Origin of the sequence: Mycolicibacterium austroafricanum (assembly GCF_902705885.1) — a bacterium.
GTDB lineage: Bacteria > Actinomycetota > Actinomycetes > Mycobacteriales > Mycobacteriaceae > Mycobacterium > Mycobacterium vanbaalenii_A.
In genome coordinates, this window is the sequence record NZ_CACSIP010000045.1 from 57115 (window position 1) to 74875 (window position 17761).

The 17761-nt window shown below is 66.6% G+C and carries 18 protein-coding genes; 11 read left to right on the forward strand and 7 right to left on the reverse strand.

The window, feature by feature from the left end; genetic code table 11:
- Positions 1 to 5: 5 nt before the first annotated feature.
- Positions 6 to 410, reverse strand: a complete 405-nt coding sequence (locus tag BEMPMBAN_RS25245) for a hypothetical protein (protein ID WP_159234152.1) — start codon at positions 408 to 410, stop codon at positions 6 to 8.
- 111 nt (positions 411 to 521) lie between these two features.
- Between BEMPMBAN_RS25245 and BEMPMBAN_RS25250 the strand changes: the two genes are divergently transcribed.
- The 3 genes from BEMPMBAN_RS25250 to BEMPMBAN_RS25260 all read left to right on the forward strand — a co-directional run bounded on the left by BEMPMBAN_RS25250 (position 522) and on the right by BEMPMBAN_RS25260 (position 2133).
- Positions 522 to 875 (forward strand): HNH endonuclease, encoded by a 354-nt coding sequence (locus tag BEMPMBAN_RS25250; RefSeq protein ID WP_159234154.1) that lies wholly within the window; start codon positions 522 to 524, stop codon positions 873 to 875.
- Between the two features lie 34 nt (positions 876 to 909).
- Positions 910 to 1407 (forward strand): nitroreductase/quinone reductase family protein, encoded by a 498-nt coding sequence (locus tag BEMPMBAN_RS25255; protein WP_159234162.1) that lies wholly within the window; start codon positions 910 to 912, stop codon positions 1405 to 1407.
- Between the two features lie 90 nt (positions 1408 to 1497).
- Entirely contained in the window at positions 1498 to 2133 is a 636-nt protein-coding gene (locus tag BEMPMBAN_RS25260; protein WP_159234164.1) for a class I SAM-dependent methyltransferase, read from the forward strand.
- Here the strand turns inward: BEMPMBAN_RS25260 and BEMPMBAN_RS25265 are convergent.
- Together BEMPMBAN_RS25265 and ychF are read right to left on the reverse strand one after the other, a co-directional pair.
- Positions 2120 to 2461, reverse strand: a complete 342-nt coding sequence (locus tag BEMPMBAN_RS25265; protein WP_159234166.1) for a DUF1801 domain-containing protein — start codon at positions 2459 to 2461, stop codon at positions 2120 to 2122. The two genes, BEMPMBAN_RS25260 and BEMPMBAN_RS25265, sit on opposite strands and share 14 nt — an antisense overlap.
- A 189-nt stretch (positions 2462 to 2650) precedes the next feature.
- Positions 2651 to 3724, reverse strand: coding sequence for a redox-regulated ATPase YchF (ychF, locus tag BEMPMBAN_RS25270; protein WP_159234168.1), 1074 nt, complete (start codon positions 3722 to 3724; stop codon positions 2651 to 2653).
- Between the two features lie 82 nt (positions 3725 to 3806).
- On the opposite strand from ychF, the gene BEMPMBAN_RS25275 reads away from it, so the two are divergent.
- The gene (locus BEMPMBAN_RS25275) at positions 3807 to 4928 is read left to right on the forward strand and encodes a DUF6542 domain-containing protein (protein ID WP_159234171.1); all 1122 of its coding nucleotides are present in this window, start codon (positions 3807 to 3809) and stop codon (positions 4926 to 4928) included.
- On the opposite strand, the gene BEMPMBAN_RS25280 is transcribed toward BEMPMBAN_RS25275, so the two are convergent.
- Together BEMPMBAN_RS25280 and BEMPMBAN_RS25285 are read right to left on the reverse strand one after the other, a co-directional pair.
- Complete coding sequence (locus BEMPMBAN_RS25280) at positions 4925 to 6721, reverse strand: penicillin-binding transpeptidase domain-containing protein (RefSeq protein WP_425295014.1); 1797 nt, start codon at positions 6719 to 6721, stop codon at positions 4925 to 4927. The genes BEMPMBAN_RS25275 and BEMPMBAN_RS25280 overlap by 4 nt on opposite strands.
- A gap of 53 nt (positions 6722 to 6774) precedes the next feature.
- On the reverse strand, positions 6775 to 7773 hold the full coding sequence (locus BEMPMBAN_RS25285) for a 4-hydroxy-3-methylbut-2-enyl diphosphate reductase (RefSeq protein WP_159234173.1): 999 nt from the start codon (positions 7771 to 7773) through the stop codon (positions 6775 to 6777).
- Between the two features lie 54 nt (positions 7774 to 7827).
- Between BEMPMBAN_RS25285 and BEMPMBAN_RS25290 the strand changes: the two genes are divergently transcribed.
- The 4 genes from BEMPMBAN_RS25290 to BEMPMBAN_RS25305 all read left to right on the forward strand — a co-directional run bounded on the left by BEMPMBAN_RS25290 (position 7828) and on the right by BEMPMBAN_RS25305 (position 11061).
- Complete coding sequence (locus tag BEMPMBAN_RS25290) at positions 7828 to 8427, forward strand: lipid droplet-associated protein (RefSeq protein WP_159234175.1); 600 nt, start codon at positions 7828 to 7830, stop codon at positions 8425 to 8427.
- The gene (xseA, locus tag BEMPMBAN_RS25295; RefSeq protein ID WP_159234177.1) at positions 8424 to 9677 is read left to right on the forward strand and encodes an exodeoxyribonuclease VII large subunit; all 1254 of its coding nucleotides are present in this window, start codon (positions 8424 to 8426) and stop codon (positions 9675 to 9677) included. Before BEMPMBAN_RS25290 ends, xseA begins: the two co-directional genes overlap by 4 nt.
- A complete protein-coding gene (locus tag BEMPMBAN_RS25300) occupies positions 9674 to 9886 on the forward strand; it encodes an exodeoxyribonuclease VII small subunit (protein WP_159234179.1) in 213 nt (70 codons plus the stop codon). The genes xseA and BEMPMBAN_RS25300 overlap by 4 nt, the downstream gene beginning before the upstream one ends.
- A 62-nt stretch (positions 9887 to 9948) precedes the next feature.
- Entirely contained in the window at positions 9949 to 11061 is a 1113-nt protein-coding gene (locus BEMPMBAN_RS25305) for a 3-beta-hydroxysteroid dehydrogenase (protein WP_159234181.1), read from the forward strand.
- Positions 11062 to 11080: 19 nt separating this feature from the next.
- Here the strand turns inward: BEMPMBAN_RS25305 and BEMPMBAN_RS25310 are convergent, their stop codons facing one another.
- Positions 11081 to 13441 carry an arylsulfatase gene (locus tag BEMPMBAN_RS25310; protein WP_425295015.1) on the reverse strand — a complete coding sequence of 787 codons (2361 nt, stop codon included), beginning with the start codon at positions 13439 to 13441 and terminating at the stop codon, positions 11081 to 11083.
- Between the two features lie 432 nt (positions 13442 to 13873).
- On the opposite strand from BEMPMBAN_RS25310, the gene BEMPMBAN_RS25315 reads away from it, so the two are divergent.
- The 3 genes from BEMPMBAN_RS25315 (at position 13874) to BEMPMBAN_RS25325 (ending at position 17279) form a co-directional block, all read left to right on the forward strand.
- Positions 13874 to 15418: an arylsulfatase gene (locus BEMPMBAN_RS25315; RefSeq protein WP_159234185.1), complete on the forward strand. Its 1545-nt coding sequence runs from the start codon at positions 13874 to 13876 to the stop codon at positions 15416 to 15418.
- Positions 15390 to 16319, forward strand: coding sequence for an HAD family hydrolase (locus BEMPMBAN_RS25320; RefSeq protein ID WP_159234188.1), 930 nt, complete (start codon positions 15390 to 15392; stop codon positions 16317 to 16319). The genes BEMPMBAN_RS25315 and BEMPMBAN_RS25320 overlap by 29 nt, the downstream gene beginning before the upstream one ends.
- Positions 16320 to 16400: 81 nt before the next feature.
- On the forward strand, positions 16401 to 17279 hold the full coding sequence (locus tag BEMPMBAN_RS25325) for a formylglycine-generating enzyme family protein (protein WP_159234198.1): 879 nt from the start codon (positions 16401 to 16403) through the stop codon (positions 17277 to 17279).
- Between the two features lie 11 nt (positions 17280 to 17290).
- On the opposite strand, the gene BEMPMBAN_RS25330 is transcribed toward BEMPMBAN_RS25325, so the two are convergent.
- Positions 17291 to 17755 (reverse strand): SRPBCC family protein, encoded by a 465-nt coding sequence (locus BEMPMBAN_RS25330; RefSeq protein WP_159234201.1) that lies wholly within the window; start codon positions 17753 to 17755, stop codon positions 17291 to 17293.
- Between the last annotated feature and the right edge of the window lie 6 nt (positions 17756 to 17761).

Genomic DNA, 17761 nt, shown 5'->3' on the forward strand with positions numbered 1-17761 from the left:
ATCGCCTACAGCGCAGCGGAATAGGGTCCCAGCAGTTGGCAGTCGGGGGCTGGGGGCTGGCCAATCCAGGCGCCGCACCCGCGGCCGGTCGCGACGTAGGTCGCGCCTGCCACGAAGGGCTCGAAGAACACCTGAGCCCTGCCCGTGCCGTCGCTCGGGTGGCAGCGTTTGACCGCGTCCCCCTGCATCTGCAGACAAGCCACGCTTGTCGCGGGGGTGGCCGGCGGACCGCACTGATCCGGTTCCAACGTCGCGGTGACCGCGCTGCCGCCGGCGACCTGGACCACCTGTGGCGACGTCAGGGTGAACGTGCACGGCGGCGGCGGACCGGCAACGGCGGGCGTCGCGCCCGATACGCAGGCGAACGCCGCGGCGACGGCAATCGAAAGGGTGAAAGCGGGCCGAGTCATACCCGATGATAAGTCCGCCCCGGGTCCTCCGGAGCGAATAACCGAGGCACTCCGGGACTCGACACCGGTGGAATACCCGGAATGCGCCCGACCTCGCGGTAACCTCTGCCGGTGCCGTCCCGCAGCCCGACCCGCGCGGTCAGGTACGCGCGTCGCCGCAAGCGGCGGATGGCCCTCAAAGAACATGACCTCACCGATTCCCAGTGGACCGCACTCAAGTCGGCCTGGGGAGGGTGCGCGTATTGCGGGGCGAGCGGGACACCGCTGCAGAAGGACTGCGTGCTTCCGATCTCCCGCGGCGGGCGCTATGCCCTCGACAACGTGGTGCCCAGCTGCCGTTCGTGCAACACCAGCAAGTGCAATTCCGAGGTGACGAGCTGGATGCGGCGAAAGAAGCTCAACGAACGCGATTTCCTGGTCCGTCAGGCCGAGATCAACCGGACTCTCGCAGCAGCTCCCGACTGAGCTCCCATCGCGGCCGGCGGGGTACGGTTCCCGCGTGCCACTGCGCTACGTCGATCCGCACAAGAAGCGGGGCCGCCGCTACCAGGCGGGAGTCCGCTTCGGGCGCTCGCGGATAGGGCAGTTCGTCGCGCGGCATGTCGCCCGGCGCACCGACCCGTACTTGTTCCGTCTAACCGGGGGACGGGTCAACATGGGCCCGATCGTCAACGCGCCGCTGACGTCCATCGGCGCGAAGTCGGGTCAGCCACGCACCGTGCAACTCACCTACTTTCACGATGACTGCGACGTCATCCTGCTCGCCTCGAACTACGGGGGCAGCAAGAACCCGCAGTGGTATCACAACCTGAAAGCAAACCCGGACTGCGAGTTCGGCGGGGAGAAGTTCACCGCTGCTCAGGTGACCGACCCCGATGACTGCGCCAGGCTCTACGAACTGGCCGAGCGGGTGTATGCCGGATACTCCGACTACCGGGAGCAGACCGCGCCGGCCGGTCGGCAGATCCCCATCTTCCGGCTGACGCCACGCCCGTAGCCACCTCGCGCGCACTCTGTGCCAGAGGGAAGGCCACCATCTCGGCTCAACCGTGTCTAAAGTCTGGGTCAACTGAGAAGGACTGGGCCCATGACGAGCAGATTCGATGTCGACGGTTTGTTGAAACTGCTGCGCGAGAAGGTCGGCGACTTCCCGTACCCCCACCAACTGGCGGTGCTGTTGGACAACCCGCTTCGCAGAAAATTGGAACAACCCGCCGCCAGCGTGAACGTCATCAGCCTATCGGGTGACGAGAATGTCCTCGAAATCGGTCCCGGACCAGGGTTTTTCAGCGCCGAGATCGCCCGTTGCCTGAAGAGCGGGCACCTCGCTCTCTTTGATATCCAGCCAGAGATGCTCGAGAAAGCCCGACGCAAGCTGGCCCGCGCCGGACACCACAATGTGAGCTTTCACGCCGGGGAGGCGGGTGCGGACCTCCCCTTCGGCGACGGACACTTCGACGCAGCCTTCATGGCCCAGGTGATCGGCGAGGTGACAGACAAAGAGGCCTGCCTTCGTTCGCTGGCGCGGGTTCTCAAGCCCGAAGGGGCGCTGGTGTTTCACGAATCCTTCCCCGATCCGGACCGGATGAGTGTGTCCGAGCTGCGCGACCTCGCGGAACCACATGGATTCGAACTGATCCAAGCGCACGGCGGCCGGTGGAAGGACATCGTTCGCTTCCAGAAACCGGCCGACCGCTCCGCGTCAGCCGCTAACGGCGATTGACCCTCACTGCCTCTTGGATCAGTGCTTTGAAGGCTTCCGTGTCCAGCTCGTCGTCTTCACGCAGATCAATGGAACGTCCGACCGGAGCCTCGAGGCTCGCGTTGAACAGATGGTCCGGGTCGTTCACGGACGAGCCCTTGGCGAAATTGACCTTGACCTTGCCCTTGTACATTTCCAGCGTGCAGATCAGGCCGTCCAGTGAGAACGCCGGCACGCCGTCGGGGTTCGACGGCTTGCGCCACTTGATCTCCTCGACCACGTCGGGTTCGGCTTGTTTGATCAGCGACCGGATCTCATCGACCCGGTCGACGCGCCAGTCCTCGCTCATGGTGCCAATGTAGGTCCGATCATCGACCGCGACCAGGGTTGCCTACGCGTTGAAGCGTGCCACATTCCGCGGCGAACGTCTGCCGCAGCCGAGTGCTCCTACGCGATGTCAGGCTGACAGCTGCGCGATGGATATATATACGCCGTGAGGCTCTCAGACTGACATTGTGATCGGCTCTTCGGCTGCCGGCTAGACATTGAAGCGGAATTCGACCACGTCGCCGTCGGCCATCACGTAGTCCTTGCCCTCCATGCGCACCTTGCCCGCCGCTTTCGCCGCGGCCATCGACCCAGCTTCCAGCAGGTCGTCGAAGGACACGATCTCGGCCTTGATGAAGCCCTTCTCGAAGTCCGAGTGGATGACCCCGGCAGCCTTCGGCGCCGTATCGCCCTGGTGAATCGTCCAGGCCCGGGCCTCTTTCGGACCCGCCGTCAGATAGGTCTGCAACTTCAGTGTGTGAAAACCGGCTCGCGCCAACGCATCCAGGCCTCGCTCGGTCTGACCGATCGACTCCAGCAGTTCGGCGGCCGACTCCTCGTCGAGTTCCTGGAGCTCGGCTTCGATCTTCGCGTCCAGGAACACCGCATCGGCCGGCGCCACCAGTTCGCGCAACTCGGCGACCTTCGCGGAATCGGTGAGCACCGACTCGTCGGCGTTGAACACGTAGAGGAAAGGCTTGGATGTCATCAGATTCAGCTCGCGGAGCAACGACACGTCGGCGCCTGCCGAGAACAAGGTCTTGCCGGAGTTGAGTACCTGCTGCGCTGCAGTAGCCGCGTCGAACACCGGTCTGCGGTCCTTGTGCGTGCGGGCCTCCTTCTCCAGCCGCGGAAGCGCCCGCTCCAACGTCTGCATGTCGGCCAGGATCAACTCGGTCTCGATGATCTCGATATCGGACTTGGGATCCACCTTGCCGTCGACGTGCACGACATCGTCGTCGGCGAACACCCGCACCACCTGGCAGATCGCATCGCTCTCGCGGATGTTGGCCAGGAACTTGTTACCGAGCCCGGCACCCTCGGACGCTCCCTTGACGATGCCGGCGATGTCGACGAACGTCACCGGCGCGGGCACGATCTTCTCCGAGCCGAAGATCTTCGCGAGCTCGCCCAGCCGCGGATCCGGGAGCGCCACCACGCCTTCGTTCGGCTCGATCGTCGCGAACGGGTAATTGGCGGCCAGCACGTCGTTACGCGTCAACGCGTTGAACAACGTCGACTTGCCGACGTTCGGAAGTCCGACAATTCCCAGATTCAGGCCCACGGGGACCACAGTGTAGGCGCTGTGATCGGCACGCCATCGGGCGCTGGCGGCGTCTTGGTGCCTCAGCCGGTACGGTCGACCTGTGTCAGGAGAGCGCGCACGGTCGGCGGTACCGGCCGATCACCGTTCTGCGCATCCAGATTTTCCGGGGGTCCCGTGGTGGGGTGCGATCCTGATCGCTGTCGCCGCCTCGGCGATCGGATTCGCCGTCGACGCCAGCTCCGGCGACGGAGAGCTCACCCGGGTCTTCGCCGCGCTGTACGCCATCGGGTGCCTGGCCGCCGTGCTTGCCGTTCGACAGGCGGCGGTGTTCACCGCGGTGATCCAGCCCCCTCTGATCCTGTTCGTCGCGGTTCCCAGCGCGTACTACCTGATGCACAGCTCCGACATCAACGGTGTCAAGGACATCCTGATCAACTGCGGTTATCCGCTGATCCAGCGCTTTCCGCTGATGTTCTTCACCGCCGCCGCGGTCTTGCTCGTCGGAGCCGCTCGGTGGTATTTCGGGGTGTCTTCCCACCGCGACACCACCGCCGCGGAAGAAACACCCCCGTCCGGTGGGGGCCTGTTGGCGAAGCTGTCCTCGCTGCTGGGCGACCGAAAAGCCGCCGACGCGGCGGAGCCGGACAAGCGACGGCGCCATTCGGGCGACCGGCGAGCCCGCGATGCGGCCAAAGCCGCCGCCAACCCGGCGGCCCGCAGTGCACGCCCCACCAAGCGCACCTCGGCCCCGCCCCGGTCACGGCATGCCCGCCCGCCGGACACGGAGATCATCGAGCCCGTCGCAGATGGCGACCGGCCCCGCAGGCGCCGGCCTCGTCCCCCCGAGCCGCCACCTGCTCCCTCCGCCGAGCCACCGCGGCGCGCCCGGTCCTCGTCGGCCCGAGACCGCCGGGGTTCCGTGCCACCCGGTGAGCGTCGCGCGGCCTACGACCGCGCCGAGCGTCGCGAGCGCGAGCGTCCGCAGCGGCCCCAGCGCTCCAGTCGCTACGCCGAACGTGAGGGTTGGCCCGGCGAACGTGACGCGTACGAGCCCTACGAGCCGTTCGACCCCCGTCGGCCGTCCGCAAGCAGCTCACACCACCCGATCTCGCGGGTGCGGTATCGGGGAGCCGACGATTCCGCCGACGGACCGGACGAATACCGGAGGCCCCGACGGGCCCCGCGCGACTACGAACCCGACCGCTGGGAGTACGACACCTAGGGCGTGGCGCGCAGGAAGCGACCGGCCGCATCCACCGCCGGCGCCGAACTGTCTGCGTCACTGACGAACACCGCCAGCGCCAGGTCACCGTCGATTCCCACGAACCAGCCGTGCGCACGCTGATCCCCGGTCTCGGTATCGACGTACTCGGCGGTGCCGGTCTTGCCCAGCAGGCCCGGGATGTCCTGCAGCTGAGTAGCGGTGCCGGCGGTGACCGTCTCCCGCATCATGGCCTGCACCTGCTCGTCCACAGCGGACGGCAACGGCTCGGGGGTGCGGTCGGCCACGGCCGGTTCGCCCTCGACGATCGCCGGTGCCGGCGGGGAACCGTTCGCCAGCGCCGCGGCCACCAACGCCATGCCGAACGGTGACGCGGTCACCTTGCCCTGCCCGATGCCTTCCTCGACCCGCAGCGCAGGGGTGTCGGCCACCGGCACCGATCCGGTGACGGTGGTCATCCCGAGCGCGGTGTAGTCGATCCCGAGCCCGAGTTGTGCGGCGGCCTCGGTCAGGCCGTCCGGCGGCAAGTTCACCGCCAGCCGGCCCATGGTGGTGTTGCATGATCTGGCGAACGCGGTGTGCAACGGCACCGCGCCCAGATCGAAGTTGTCGTCGTTGGGGATCTGCCTGCCCTCGATGTTCTCGGTCCCCGGGCAGGCGACGACGCTGTCGGGGGCGACCTGCCCGGACTGCAGCGCCGCCGACACCGTCACCGTCTTGAACGTCGAACCGGGCGGATACAGACCGGTCAACGCGATCGACCCCTGGGCGTCGGCGGGCGCGTTCTGCGCCACCGCCAGCAGGTTGCCCGTCGAGGGCTGGATCGCCACGACGGCCGCCGGGGTGGGCAGCGGGGCCAGCGCGTCCTCGGCGGCGCGCTGCAAGCCGATGTCCAGCGTGGCGGCGATGTCGCCGACGGGTCCGGCGTCACGTCCTCCCACCCGCCTGGGGCCGGCCGCAGTCTGCGCGGTGACCGCCCAGCCGGCCGCCGCGTCGGTGCGTTGTTGCCACAGCTGCGAGAGTCCCGAGAGCGTGGGTGAGGCGAGCGTGCGGTCGGTGACCAGCAGCCTGGTCTGCGGTCGCAGCGTCACGTTCGGCAGCGTCGACAGCTGCGACTCGATCGGGGCCAGATCGTCCTGGCGCAGCGTGATGACTGTGACCGGCTTGCCCGCGGCCGCCTCGAGGTCGGCGGCCAGCGACTGCGGGGTGATGCCCGGCGCGATCGGATTGACCAGCGCCGCAATGGTGTTCACGTCGGCCCCCGGTGCGGCGTCGACCAGGGTGACGACGTGCTGGGTGAGCAGTTCTGCGCCGGTGCGGTCCAGCACGCGGGCTGCGGGTTGCGGGATCAGCGTGCTGTAGGACAGCGGCCCCTCGTCGAGCCCGGGCGCGACAGCCGCCGCGTTCCACTGGATCGACCAGTCGTCTCCGTCGGACGTCGCGGCACCGTCGGTGCTGTAGGACCATTCGTTGCGCCCGTCGGGCCCGAACTTCCAGGTGGTGTTCAGGGTGAACGACGCCGAACCGTCCTGCTCCTCGACCTCGCCGACCTTGACGTCGACGTCGGTGCCCAGGCTGGCGAAGAGGGCACCGAGGGTGTCGGTGGCGGCGGGCTCGTCGGTGGTCAACGCCGCGGCTGCGGCGGCGTCACCGCGGCTCAACGCATCGGCGAAGGAGCGCACGGCGGCGTTCAGGCGGTCTTCGGACTCGCTGCAGCCGGCGAGCACGAGCAGGACCGCGAGAAGCAACGCGATCGGCAGGCGTGCGGAGGGCCGGGACTTCGACCGTGCCAGCGCGGAGGGCTGGCGAGAGCACCATGTCACGTCCGCCGAAAATACCCGCTCGCTCAGCGGGCGGGGCGGATCTCCCGGGGCAGCGCGAACACCAGCGTCTCGTTGGCCGTGGTGACGGGCTGAACCGTGCCGAAGCCGTACTCGGCGAGCCTGTCCAGCACACCCCGCACCAGCACTTCGGGCACCGAAGCGCCCGAGGTGACGCCGACGGTGGTGACGCCGTCGAGCCATTCGGGGTCGATGTCCTCGGCGTAGTCGACCAGGTGCGCGGCGTCCGAACCGGCGCCCAGCGCCACCTCGACCAGCCGCACCGAGTTCGACGAGTTCTTCGACCCCACCACGATCACGAGGTCGCATTCGGGAGCCATCGCCTTCACCGCGACCTGGCGGTTCTGCGTGGCGTAGCAGATGTCATCGCTGGGCGGGTCCTGCAACGTCGGGAACTTCTCCCGCAGCCGGCGCACCGTTTCCATGGTCTCGTCGACGCTGAGCGTGGTCTGCGACAGCCAGATGACCTTGTCGGGGTCACGGACGACGACCTTGTCCACCGCGTCCGGGTTGTCGACGACCTGCACGTGATCGGGGGCCTCACCGGCGGTGCCGACGACCTCTTCGTGGCCTTCGTGGCCGACGAGCAGGATGTCGTAGTCGTCGCGGGCGAACCGTTTGGCCTCGTTGTGCACCTTGGTCACCAGCGGGCAGGTCGCATCGATGGTCTGGAGGCTTCGGGCCGCGGCCTCGACGTGCACGGTCGGTGCGACACCATGGGCGGAGAACACCACGATCGCGCCCTCGGGAACCTCGTCGGTCTGCTCGACGAAGACCGCCCCGGCCTTGGCCAGCGTGTCCACCACGTAGCGGTTGTGCACGATCTCGTGGCGTACGTACACCGGGGCGCCGTGCTTTTCCAGGGCGCGCTCCACGGTCTCCACCGCCCGGTCGACTCCGGCGCAGTATCCGCGGGGTTCGGCCAGCAACACCCGCTTGCCGGAAACCTCGCCGACTACTGAGCGCGCTGCGCCCGGAATCCCCATGTTGATAGTGGTCGGCATGACTCCAAGGGTACTTACCCGCCGCCCTCGCTGCCCAGCCGTAGGCTAAGGGCCATGGCAACTGCACCGTATGGGGTCCGTCTGCTGGTCGGTGCGGCGGTGACCGCCCTCGAGGAAACCCGCAGACTCCCCCAGACCATCCTGATGTATCCGATGACCGTGGCGAGCCAGGTCGCCCAGCTGGTGATGAAGATGCAGCAGGACGTCGCCGACCTGGTCAACAAGGGTGACGAGACGCTGGAGAACCTGTTCCCGCCCAAGGACGAGCAGCCGGAGTGGGCGACGTTCGACGACGACCAGACGGGCGGCGACAGCGGTGCCGCGTCCGACGACGCCGACGTGCTGGATCTGTCCGTCCGCGACGGCGAGCGGCTGACCGAGGGACGCTTCGCGTTGTTCAGCGGCGAGCCGGAGACGCCCAAGGCCGCCACCCCCACCCGGGAGAGCACATCCGGCGCGGCGTCGGGCACTGTGCCGGAGGTCGTCGCCGAGCTCGACTACGCGTCGCTGACCCTGGCTCAACTGCGGGCCCGGCTGACCACACTGCGGGTGCCCGATCTCGAGGCGCTGCTCGCCTACGAGGAGACGACGAAGGCCCGCGCCCCGTTCCAGACACTGCTGGCCAACAGGATCACCCGCGCGTCGGCGAAGTGAGCACCGCACCGGGGCAGTCGGCGGACAATCCGTTCCCCGTTCGCGGTGTCGCCATCCGGGTGGCCGGGTGGATCGACAAGCTCGGCGCCGTCTGGGTGGAGGGCCAGATCGCCCAGCTGACGCTGCGGCCGAACTCGAACACCGCCTTCATCACGCTGCGGGACCCCGCGGCCGACATGTCGTTGTCGCTCACCTGCCCGCGTGACCTGGTCACCAACGCCCCGGTGAAGATGACTGAGGGCACGCAGGTGATCGTGTTCGGCAAGCCCAACTTCTACACCGGCCGGGGCACCTTCTCGCTGCGGGTCAGCGAGATCAGGGCCGTCGGTATCGGCGAGTTGCTGGCCCGCATCGAGCGGCTGCGCCGGCTGCTCGACGCCGAAGGGCTGTTCGATCCCCGTCTCAAACGGCCGGTCCCGTTCCTGCCCGGAACCATCGGCCTGATCACCGGTCGGGCATCGGCGGCCGAGCACGACATCGTCGCGGTGGCCACCGGCCGCTGGCCTGCGGTGCGCTTCGCGGTGCGCAACACCGTCGTGCAGGGGCCGAACGCCGTGCCGCAGATCGTCGAAGCGCTGCGGGCGCTCGATGCGGACCCGCACGTCGACGTCATCGTGCTCGCCCGGGGCGGGGGCAGCGTCGAGGACCTGCTGCCGTTCTCCGACGAGACGCTGTGCCGTGAGATCGCCAGATGCACCACGGCCGTCGTCAGTGCGATCGGCCACGAACCCGACAACCCGCTGTGCGACCTGGTCGCCGACCTGCGCGCGGCCACCCCGACCGACGCCGCGAAGCGGATCGTGCCCGACACCGCGGCCGAGCAGGCGTTGGTGGCCGATATGCGCCGCCGCAGCGCACGCGCGCTGCGCAACTGGGTGAATCGTGAACAGCACACCCTGTCGCAGTTGCGTAGCCGACCGGTGCTGGCCCGCCCGCTCGACGCGGTCACCGCACGGGCCGAGGAGGTGGACCGGGCACGGGCAGCGGCCCGCCGCGACATCGCCCGCCTGTTGACCGCCGAATCGGATCGGGTCGGGCACCTCTCGGCGCGGTTGTCGACGCTGGGACCGGCGGCGACGCTGGCCCGCGGCTACGCGGTGGTGCAGACGTTGCCGGCTTCTGGACCGCCGCAGGTGCTGCACTCCGTCGCGGATGCGCCGGCGGGCACCCGGCTGCGGGTGCGTGTCGCCGACGGATCGGTGACGGCGACGAGCGAGGGCCAACACGACAATCTCGAGGATGGTCAATGAAGCCTACTAGTGAACTCGGCTACGAAGAGGCACGCGACGAGCTGATCGAAGTCGTGCAGCGTCTGGAACACGGTGGTCTAGACCTCGACACGTCGCTGAAGCTCTGGGAAAGGGGCGAGAAACTCGCCAAATGCTGCGACGAGCATTTAGCTGGTGCGCGCAAGAGAGTGGAAGACGCGTTGGCCGCCGGCGACGATGGCGATGGTTGAGTTCGGAAGCATCCGGGCGTCCGATTTTCGAAAATGGAACACGTTTCAGTTATTCTCCCCACATGGGTGATGCATCGCTGACCGTCGAACTCGGCCGGGTCCTCGTCACCGGCGGCTCCGGATTCGTGGGCGCCAACCTGGTGACCGAGCTTCTCGAGCAGGGCCACGACGTGCGGTCCTTCGACCGGGTGGCCTCGCCGCTGCCCGCGCATCCGAAGCTCGAGGTGTTCGAGGGTGACATCACCGACGTCGACGACGTTGCGGCCGTCGTCGCCGATGTCGACACGATCATCCACACCGCGGCGATCATCGACCTGATGGGTGGCGGGTCGGTCACCGAGGAGTACCGCCGGCGCAGCTTCGCCGTCAACGTCACCGGCACCGAGAACCTGGTGCGTGCCGCCCGGCGGGCCGGCGTCAAGCGGTTCGTCTACACCGCCTCCAACAGCGTCGTGATGGGCGGTCAGCGCATCTCGGGCGGAGACGAGTCCCTGCCCTACACCGAGCGGTTCAACGACCTCTACACCGAGACGAAGGTCGCCGCCGAGAAATTCGTCCTGGCAGCCAACGGTGTTGACGGCATGCTGACGTGCTCGATCCGCCCCAGCGGCATCTGGGGCCGCGGCGACCAGACGATGTTCCGCAAGGTGTTCGAGAGCGTGCTGGCCGGTCACGTCAAGGTGCTGGTCGGCAGCAAGGACGTCAAGCTGGACAACTCCTATGTACACAACCTGGTACACGGTTTCATCCTCGCCGCACAGCACCTGGTGCCCGGCGGAACCGCGCCCGGCCAGGCGTACTTCATCAACGACGGCGAACCGATCAACATGTTCGAGTTCTCCCGTCCGGTGGTCGAGGCCTGCGGCCAGACGTTGCCGAGGTTCCGGGTGCCGGGCCGGTCGGTGTGGTTCGCCATGACCGTCTGGCAACGGCTGCACTTTCGCTTCGGGATACCCAAGCCGCTATTGGAACCGCTTGCGGTGGAACGCATTTACCTGGACAACTACTTCTCGATCGGCAAGGCCCAGCGTGACCTGGGCTACCAGCCGATGTACACGACGAGTCAGGCGTTGGAACACTGCCTGCCCTACTACGTGGAACTGTTCAACCGGATGAAGGCCGAGGTGGCCGAACCCGTCGTGCGGGCGGCCGCGCCCCTACCGCCGAAAAGCTGACCCTCGTTTCGGCGGGGTGTCAGTCGCGGGCGAACGCTGCGGCCGCCTCCTTCTCCAGGTCGAGGTAGACCTCGTCGCTGACGTCGATACCGACGCCGAGGATGGTTCCGCCAGCGAAGGTTCCGGGCGCCCGGTACTGGCTGGAGACGTTGTCGCCGCTGTCGTACCCGACACAGAGCCCGTCGCCGGACAGCGTGAACTTGCCGACCTGGGCCCGCATCGGCCCCTTCGCGGCAACCTTGTCGTCGACGTACAGCGTTGTGGTGCCGTGGGATTCGCCGTAGTCGCCGGCCGATTCCCGGATGAACTCCATGCCGAGCGCATGCTGGCCCGGCGTCAGCTCCTCGGAGACGAACTCCTGTTCCGGCTTGATGCCGAGGAAGTTGTAGACGTAGTGCAGCTTGCGGTCCTTGATGAACAGCGCATGTCCCCCGAAGCGGGACCCGTGCGCGAAGATCACCCCCGCCGCGTCGGCGGTGATGTCGACATCGGCGATGATCTTGTAGGAGCGGCCGCGGACATTGACGGCCACCCCCTCGGGCACCGGGGCGGTCCCCGGGTAGTAGATGTAGCGGTTGCGCGGCGGCTCCGACTGCGGCCGTTCGGTGGTGAGCAACTCGGTCGCCGACCGGTCGTCGAGCGGTAGCACGAAGTTCGCTTCCGCCTCATCGAACCAGGTGTTGATCAGTTCCTGCAGCTTGTCGGGGTGCTTGGCGGCCAGATCCTCAGACTCCGAACGGTCTTCGTCGACGTGGTAGAGCTCCCACCGGTCCTGGTCGAAATGACCGGCTCCGCTCAGCGGCGCGTGAATCGCCGAGGCCTTCCAGCCGTCTTCCCAGATGCCACGCGTGCCCAGCATCGTGTAGTACTGGCGCTTCTTGGCCGTGGGCGCGTCAGGATCGTCGAAGCTGTACTTCATCGACACCCCATTGAGGGGATACTGCTCGACACCACGGTAGGTGGCCGGCATCTCGAGACCGGCCACGTCGAGGATGGTCGCGACCACGTCGGTGGCGTGGTGGTACTGATGCCGCACCTCGCCCTTGGCCTCGATGCCGGCCGGCCAGTGGATCACCATCGGATCGCAGGTGCCGCCCGAGAACTGCGAGTACCGCTTGAACATCTGGAACGGAGTCGAGAAGGCCACCGCCCACCCGGTCGGATAGTGGTTGTAGGTGTCCGGGCCGCCGAGGGTCTCCAGGTACTTCATGTTCTCTTCGAGCTCATCGGGATAGCCATTGAAGAACTTGTTCTCGTTGACCGAACCGTTCGGCGAGCCCTCCCCCGACGCGCCGTTGTCGGCGCAGTAGAAGACCAACGTGTTCTCCAGCTGGCCGGTCTTTTCGAGGTAGTCGATGACCCGACCGACCTGGGCGTCGGTGTACTCGGAGAATCCGGCGAAAACTTCGGCCATCCGGGCGAACAACTTCTTCTCGTCGTCGTTGAGCGAATCCCACGGTCGCACCTGGTCGGCCTCCACCGCGATGTCGTCGGGCATCGGGTTCAGCGGGGTCATCTGGGTGCCCACGGGCAGAATGCCCTTCTCGACCATGCGGGTCAGCACCCACTCGCGGTAGGCCTCGTAGCCGTCGTCGAACATGCCCTTGTACTTCTCGACGTATTCGGTCGGGGAATGGTGGGGTGCGTGGTTGGCTCCCGGGCAGAACCACATGTACCAGGGCTTGGTCGGGTTCGTGGCCTGCTGATCGCGCAGCATCGCCAACGCTTGGTCGGCCATGTCCTTCGACAGGTGATAGCCGTCCTCGGGGCTGTAGGGCTGCTCGATGAACCGGTTGTCCTCCACCAGGTCCGGATACCACTGGTTGGTCTCACCGCCCAGGAATCCGTAGAACCGGTCGAACCCCTTCTGCAACGGCCATTCCGAGCGGCTGCCGCCGCTGGCGACGTCCTCCTCCGGCACGTTGTGGTTCTTGCCGACCCAGAACGTGCTGTAACCGTTGTCCTGCAGTACCTGCCCGATCGTCGCGCACTCGGCAGGCAGTCGGGCGGCCGCCCCGGGAAATCCGTTGGAGGCTTCGGTGATCGCCGAGGAGCGATTGACGTGGTGGTTGCGGCCGGTCAGAAAACAGGACCGCGTGGGCGAGCACAGTGCGGTGGTGTGCCATTGCGAGTAGGTGAGCCCGTTGTCGGCCAGCCGCTGCATCACCGGCATCTCGATGCGTCCGCCGTAGGGAGACCACGCGGCCAGTCCGGTGTCGTCGTAGAGCACCACCAGAATGTTGGGAGCCCCCTTCGGAGCCTTTTTCAACACGTAGGGCGACCAATCGGCAACCGAGTCGCGGACGTCGAGTTCGATGTTGCCCTTGAAGTCCTCGTTCATCTCAGCTCTCCAGTCTGCTCTCGGCTTAGCTCCCAATATTGATCGAGAGCTGGGCCGTCTCGACACGAACTGGGGCAATTCACAGAGTCGTAATAATTCCTGGCCGAACGGCTGGGCGAGGCCCGGCAACCCGGTCCGGCACGCAGGTGGAATGATCACCAAGATTCGGTATGTACCAGTCGGGCGGAGATTGTTCAGCTGCGGGCCCTGCAGGCATCGCCCGGGCATCAGCACGGTCAAATGTGGGCCGGCACCGGTTGAAAGACAATACCTTCCAGAATATTTCGACCTTAAAGACGTGAGGCCGCCCGGCGCAGTCGGTTCGGTCGGGAACATGTTCCTTCCGCGCTGCCGCGTCCGAGCGCGCAAGTGTGAACGTCCAGTGCGAGCTCGCGCGATCTGCCCTCTGATCCATGCCGGACGCATAAGGTTCTCACTGGGAACATCGACGGAGACGAGAGGGCCGATCACATGCCTGGCGGAAAACCCAACATCCTGGTCATCTGGGGTGACGACATCGGAATCAGCAATCTCAGTTGCTACAGCGACGGGCTGATGGGCTATCGCACGCCGAACATCGACCGCATCGCCGCCGAAGGCATGCGCTTCACCGACTCCTACGGCGAGCAGAGCTGCACGGCCGGCCGGTCTTCGTTCATCACCGGTCAGAGCGTGTACCGCACCGGGCTGTCGAAAGTCGGCATGCCCGGCGTCGACGTCGGCATGTCTCCCGAGGATCCGACCATCGCCACGCTGCTCAAGCCGCTGGGATATGCCACCGGCCAGTTCGGAAAAAATCACCTCGGAGACCTGAACAAGTACCTGCCCACCGCGCACGGGTTCGACGAGTTCTTCGGCAACCTGTACCACCTCAACGCCGAAGAGGAACCCGAGCACCCGGACTACCCGACCGAGCAGGAGGCGCCCCGGCTGCGCAAGGCCATGCTGCCCCGCGGGGTGATCCACTCCTGGGCCACCGAGGAGGCCTCCGACGAGGTCGACGAGCGGTTCGGTCCGGCTGGCAAGCAGCGCATCGAAGACACCGGCCCGCTGACCAAGAAGCGGATGGAGACGATCGACGATGAGACCACCGCCGCCGCGATTGACTTCATCAAGCGTCAGAAGGACGCTGACACACCGTTTTTCGTGTGGATGAACACCACGCACATGCACTTTCGGACGCACACCAAGCCGGAGAGCCTCGGGCAGGCCGGGAGGTGGCAGTCGCCGTACCACGACACGATGGTCGATCACGACCGCCACGTCGGCCTGCTGCTGGACACCCTCGACGAACTCGGCCTCGCCGAGGACACCATCGTCGTGTACTCGACCGACAACGGACCGCACGCCAACACCTGGCCCGATGGCGCCACCACACCGTTCCGCAACGAGAAGAACAGCAACTGGGAGGGCGCGTTCCGGGTGCCGGAGATGGTGCGCTGGCCCGGCAGGATCCCGGCAGGTGTGGTCTCCAACGAGATCATCCAGCACCACGACTGGCTACCCACGCTGGTCGCGGCCGCCGGCGAGCCGACCGTCGTGGACAAACTCAAGCAGGGCCATACCATCGGCGAGCAGACCTACCACGTGCATATCGACGGCTACGACCTGCTGCCCTATCTGACCGGGGAAGTCGACAAGAGCCCACGCCGGGGCTTGATCTACTTCTCCGACGACTGCGACGTGCTCGGCATCCGGATCGAGAACTGGAAGGTCGTGTTCATGGAGCAGCGCTGCGAGGGCACGCTGCGGATCTGGTTCGAACCGTTCACCGCGTTGCGTGCGCCCAAGATCTTCAATCTGCGCACCGACCCGTACGAACACGCGGACATCACCTCGAACACCTACTGGGACTGGTTCCTGGACCACGACTACATCGCGTTCATGGCCAACGCGGTGGTGCTGCAGTTCCTGGACACCTTCAAGGAGTTCCCACCGCGACGTGAGCCGGCATCGTTCACGATCACCAATGCTGTGGACAAGCTCAATGACTTCCTCCAGACGATGGGCGGCTGACTTGGGAGTCCTTGATCTATGGCACGACGGACCCACGAAGTCGGTGATCGTCGACTTCGTGGGTCGTGCCGTCAACGATGTCGCGCCTGAAGAGCGAGTGGCGGTCTTCGACAACGACGGCACGCTGTGGTGCGAGAAGCCGGCATACATCCAGTTGGACTTCCTGGTCCGTCGGTTGGCCGAGCAGGCCGCCGCCGATTCATCCCTGGCGGAAAACCAGCCGTATGCCGCAGCGGCGTCCGGTGATCTGGAGTGGTTCGGAGACGCCGTCACCAAGCACTACAACGGCGACGACTCCGCGCTCAAGGTCCTCGCGGGCGGCATCCTCTCGGCCTACCAGGGTCTGACCGTGGACGAGCACGCGGAACGAGTGAAGGAGTTCTTCGCCGAGGCCGCCCACCCCACCCTGAGCCGCCCTTACACCGCGTGCGGGTACGCCCCGATGATCGAGCTACTCCGATATCTGGAAGCCCACGGGTTCACCAACTACATCGCCTCTGGCGGCGGCCGAGACTTCATGCGGCCCGTCACCACGGCGATGTACGGGGTACCACCCGAGCGGGTCATCGGCAGTTCGGTGGGCCTCGACTTCGCCGACGGTCAGCTCCGGACCACGGCCAAGCCGGAGTTCCTCGACGACGGCCCGGTCAAGCCGGTGCGTATCTGGGGCCGGGTCGGACGCCGACCGATCTTCGCCGCCGGCAACTCCAACGGTGACATCGAGATGCTGCAGTTCAGCCAGGCGGGACCCGGCCCGACGCTGTGCATGCTCGTCCGCCACGACGACGCCGAGCGCGAATTCGATTACGTCTCTGGTGCAGAGAGAGCCCTCGAGCTGGCGGGATCACAGGGGTGGGCGATCGCGAGCATCCGCAACGACTGGGCGACCGTCTTTGACTGACAACCCGATCGAGACTGCCCCCAGGGCGATGGTCACTCACAGTTCCTCGCCCTCACCGCAGTTTCAGCGCATGGTGGCGGGGTGACCGACGGGTTCTCCCGGATACCGCAGCAGACGGTGGTACTCGGCGCGGATAACGAATACCCGGAGGAAGGCCCGGCTCACCAGGTCAGCGTCGAGGCGTTCTGGATACAGCGGAACCAGGTCACCAACGCCGAATACGATGAATTCGTCGCTGCGACAGACTATGTGACCGTCGCCGAGCGTCCGCTCGATCCCGAGTCCTATCCAGGTGCGCCGCCGGAGAACCTACAGCCGGGGTCGATGGTGTTCCGGCGCACACCCGGACCGGTCGATCTGCGCCACCTCAACCAGTGGTGGGCCTGGACCCCGGGTGCCTGCTGGAAACACCCTCGCGGGCCCCGCTCATCCACCCGCGGCCGGGAGAACCATCCGGTGGTGCACATCGCGTTCGAGGATGCCGAAGCTTTCGCGCAGTGGGCCGGCTACGAACTGCCCACCGAGGCCGAATGGGAAGTCGCCGCACGAGGGGGCCTCCCCCACACCGTCTACACCTGGGGTGACGAACCGGAGCCTCGCGGGCAGCGGCTGGCCAACTACTGGCACGGCGAATTCCCCTATCTGCCGGACACCGGTTACGGGCAGAGCACGCCGGTGGGCGCGTTCCCGCCCAACGGCTACGGGCTCTACGACATGGCCGGCAACGTCTGGGAGTGGACCACCGATTTCTACGTCGGTGACCACTCATTCCAATCCTGCTGCGCTCACGACAGTTACGACCCGGCTCAACCGCAATTCCAGGTTCCTCGCAAGGTGATCAAGGGCGGATCGTTCCTGTGCGCCGACAGCTACTGCATGCGCTACCGCCCCTCAGCACGCCGTCCGCAGCAGGTCGATACCGGCATGAGCCACATCGGCTTTCGCTGCGTCCAGCGATGACGCCCACGGCATCAGTCGGTTTCGGCGGTCTTCTTGATCGCGGCGAGGGTGACAGGCATGCCGTCGCGCGCGGCGTCGCTGCGCTTGGCGATCTCGGCGTCGGCCGCGTCCCCGAAGTGTTCTCTGAACCCGGCGATGCCCGCGGGCAGGAACTCCCAGGATTCGGTGAGCCGGGTGCCGACCCCGTCCGGTTCGAACTCGTAGCCCCAGTACACCCAGCCGTTGTTGACCTCCCACGCGAACTTGCGGCCCGGATCCGCGGCGACGACCTGGCTGCGGGTTTCCCAGATCCGTTCCGCAGTCTCGTTGCGACCGGTGAACCAGGCGCCCACCTGGGGGCCCACGGCGTCGTCCCACCAGCAGGCTTTGCAGACGGGGCTGAACTCCCCCATCCTCGTCACGTCGGCCACCAGCGCATAGAGCTCGTCCGGCGGCACCGCCACCGTGATCGACTCGGATCTCTTCAGTTCAGTCACACCCGA

Coding starts and splice junctions, on each gene's coding strand:
- BEMPMBAN_RS25265 (WP_159234166.1), bottom strand. CDS start 2,461: ATGAGCGAGGACTGGCGCGTCGACCGGGTCGATGAGATCCGGTCGCTG.
- BEMPMBAN_RS25245 (WP_159234152.1), bottom strand. CDS start 410: ATGACTCGGCCCGCTTTCACCCTTTCGATTGCCGTCGCCGCGGCGTTC.
- BEMPMBAN_RS25260 (WP_159234164.1), top strand. CDS start 1,498: ATGACGAGCAGATTCGATGTCGACGGTTTGTTGAAACTGCTGCGCGAG.
- BEMPMBAN_RS25305 (WP_159234181.1), top strand. CDS start 9,949: ATGGGTGATGCATCGCTGACCGTCGAACTCGGCCGGGTCCTCGTCACC.
- BEMPMBAN_RS25285 (WP_159234173.1), bottom strand. CDS start 7,773: ATGCCGACCACTATCAACATGGGGATTCCGGGCGCAGCGCGCTCAGTA.
- BEMPMBAN_RS25290 (WP_159234175.1), top strand. CDS start 7,828: ATGGCAACTGCACCGTATGGGGTCCGTCTGCTGGTCGGTGCGGCGGTG.
- BEMPMBAN_RS25300 (WP_159234179.1), top strand. CDS start 9,674: ATGAAGCCTACTAGTGAACTCGGCTACGAAGAGGCACGCGACGAGCTG.
- BEMPMBAN_RS25320 (WP_159234188.1), top strand. CDS start 15,390: ATGACTTCCTCCAGACGATGGGCGGCTGACTTGGGAGTCCTTGATCTA.
- BEMPMBAN_RS25315 (WP_159234185.1), top strand. CDS start 13,874: ATGCCTGGCGGAAAACCCAACATCCTGGTCATCTGGGGTGACGACATC.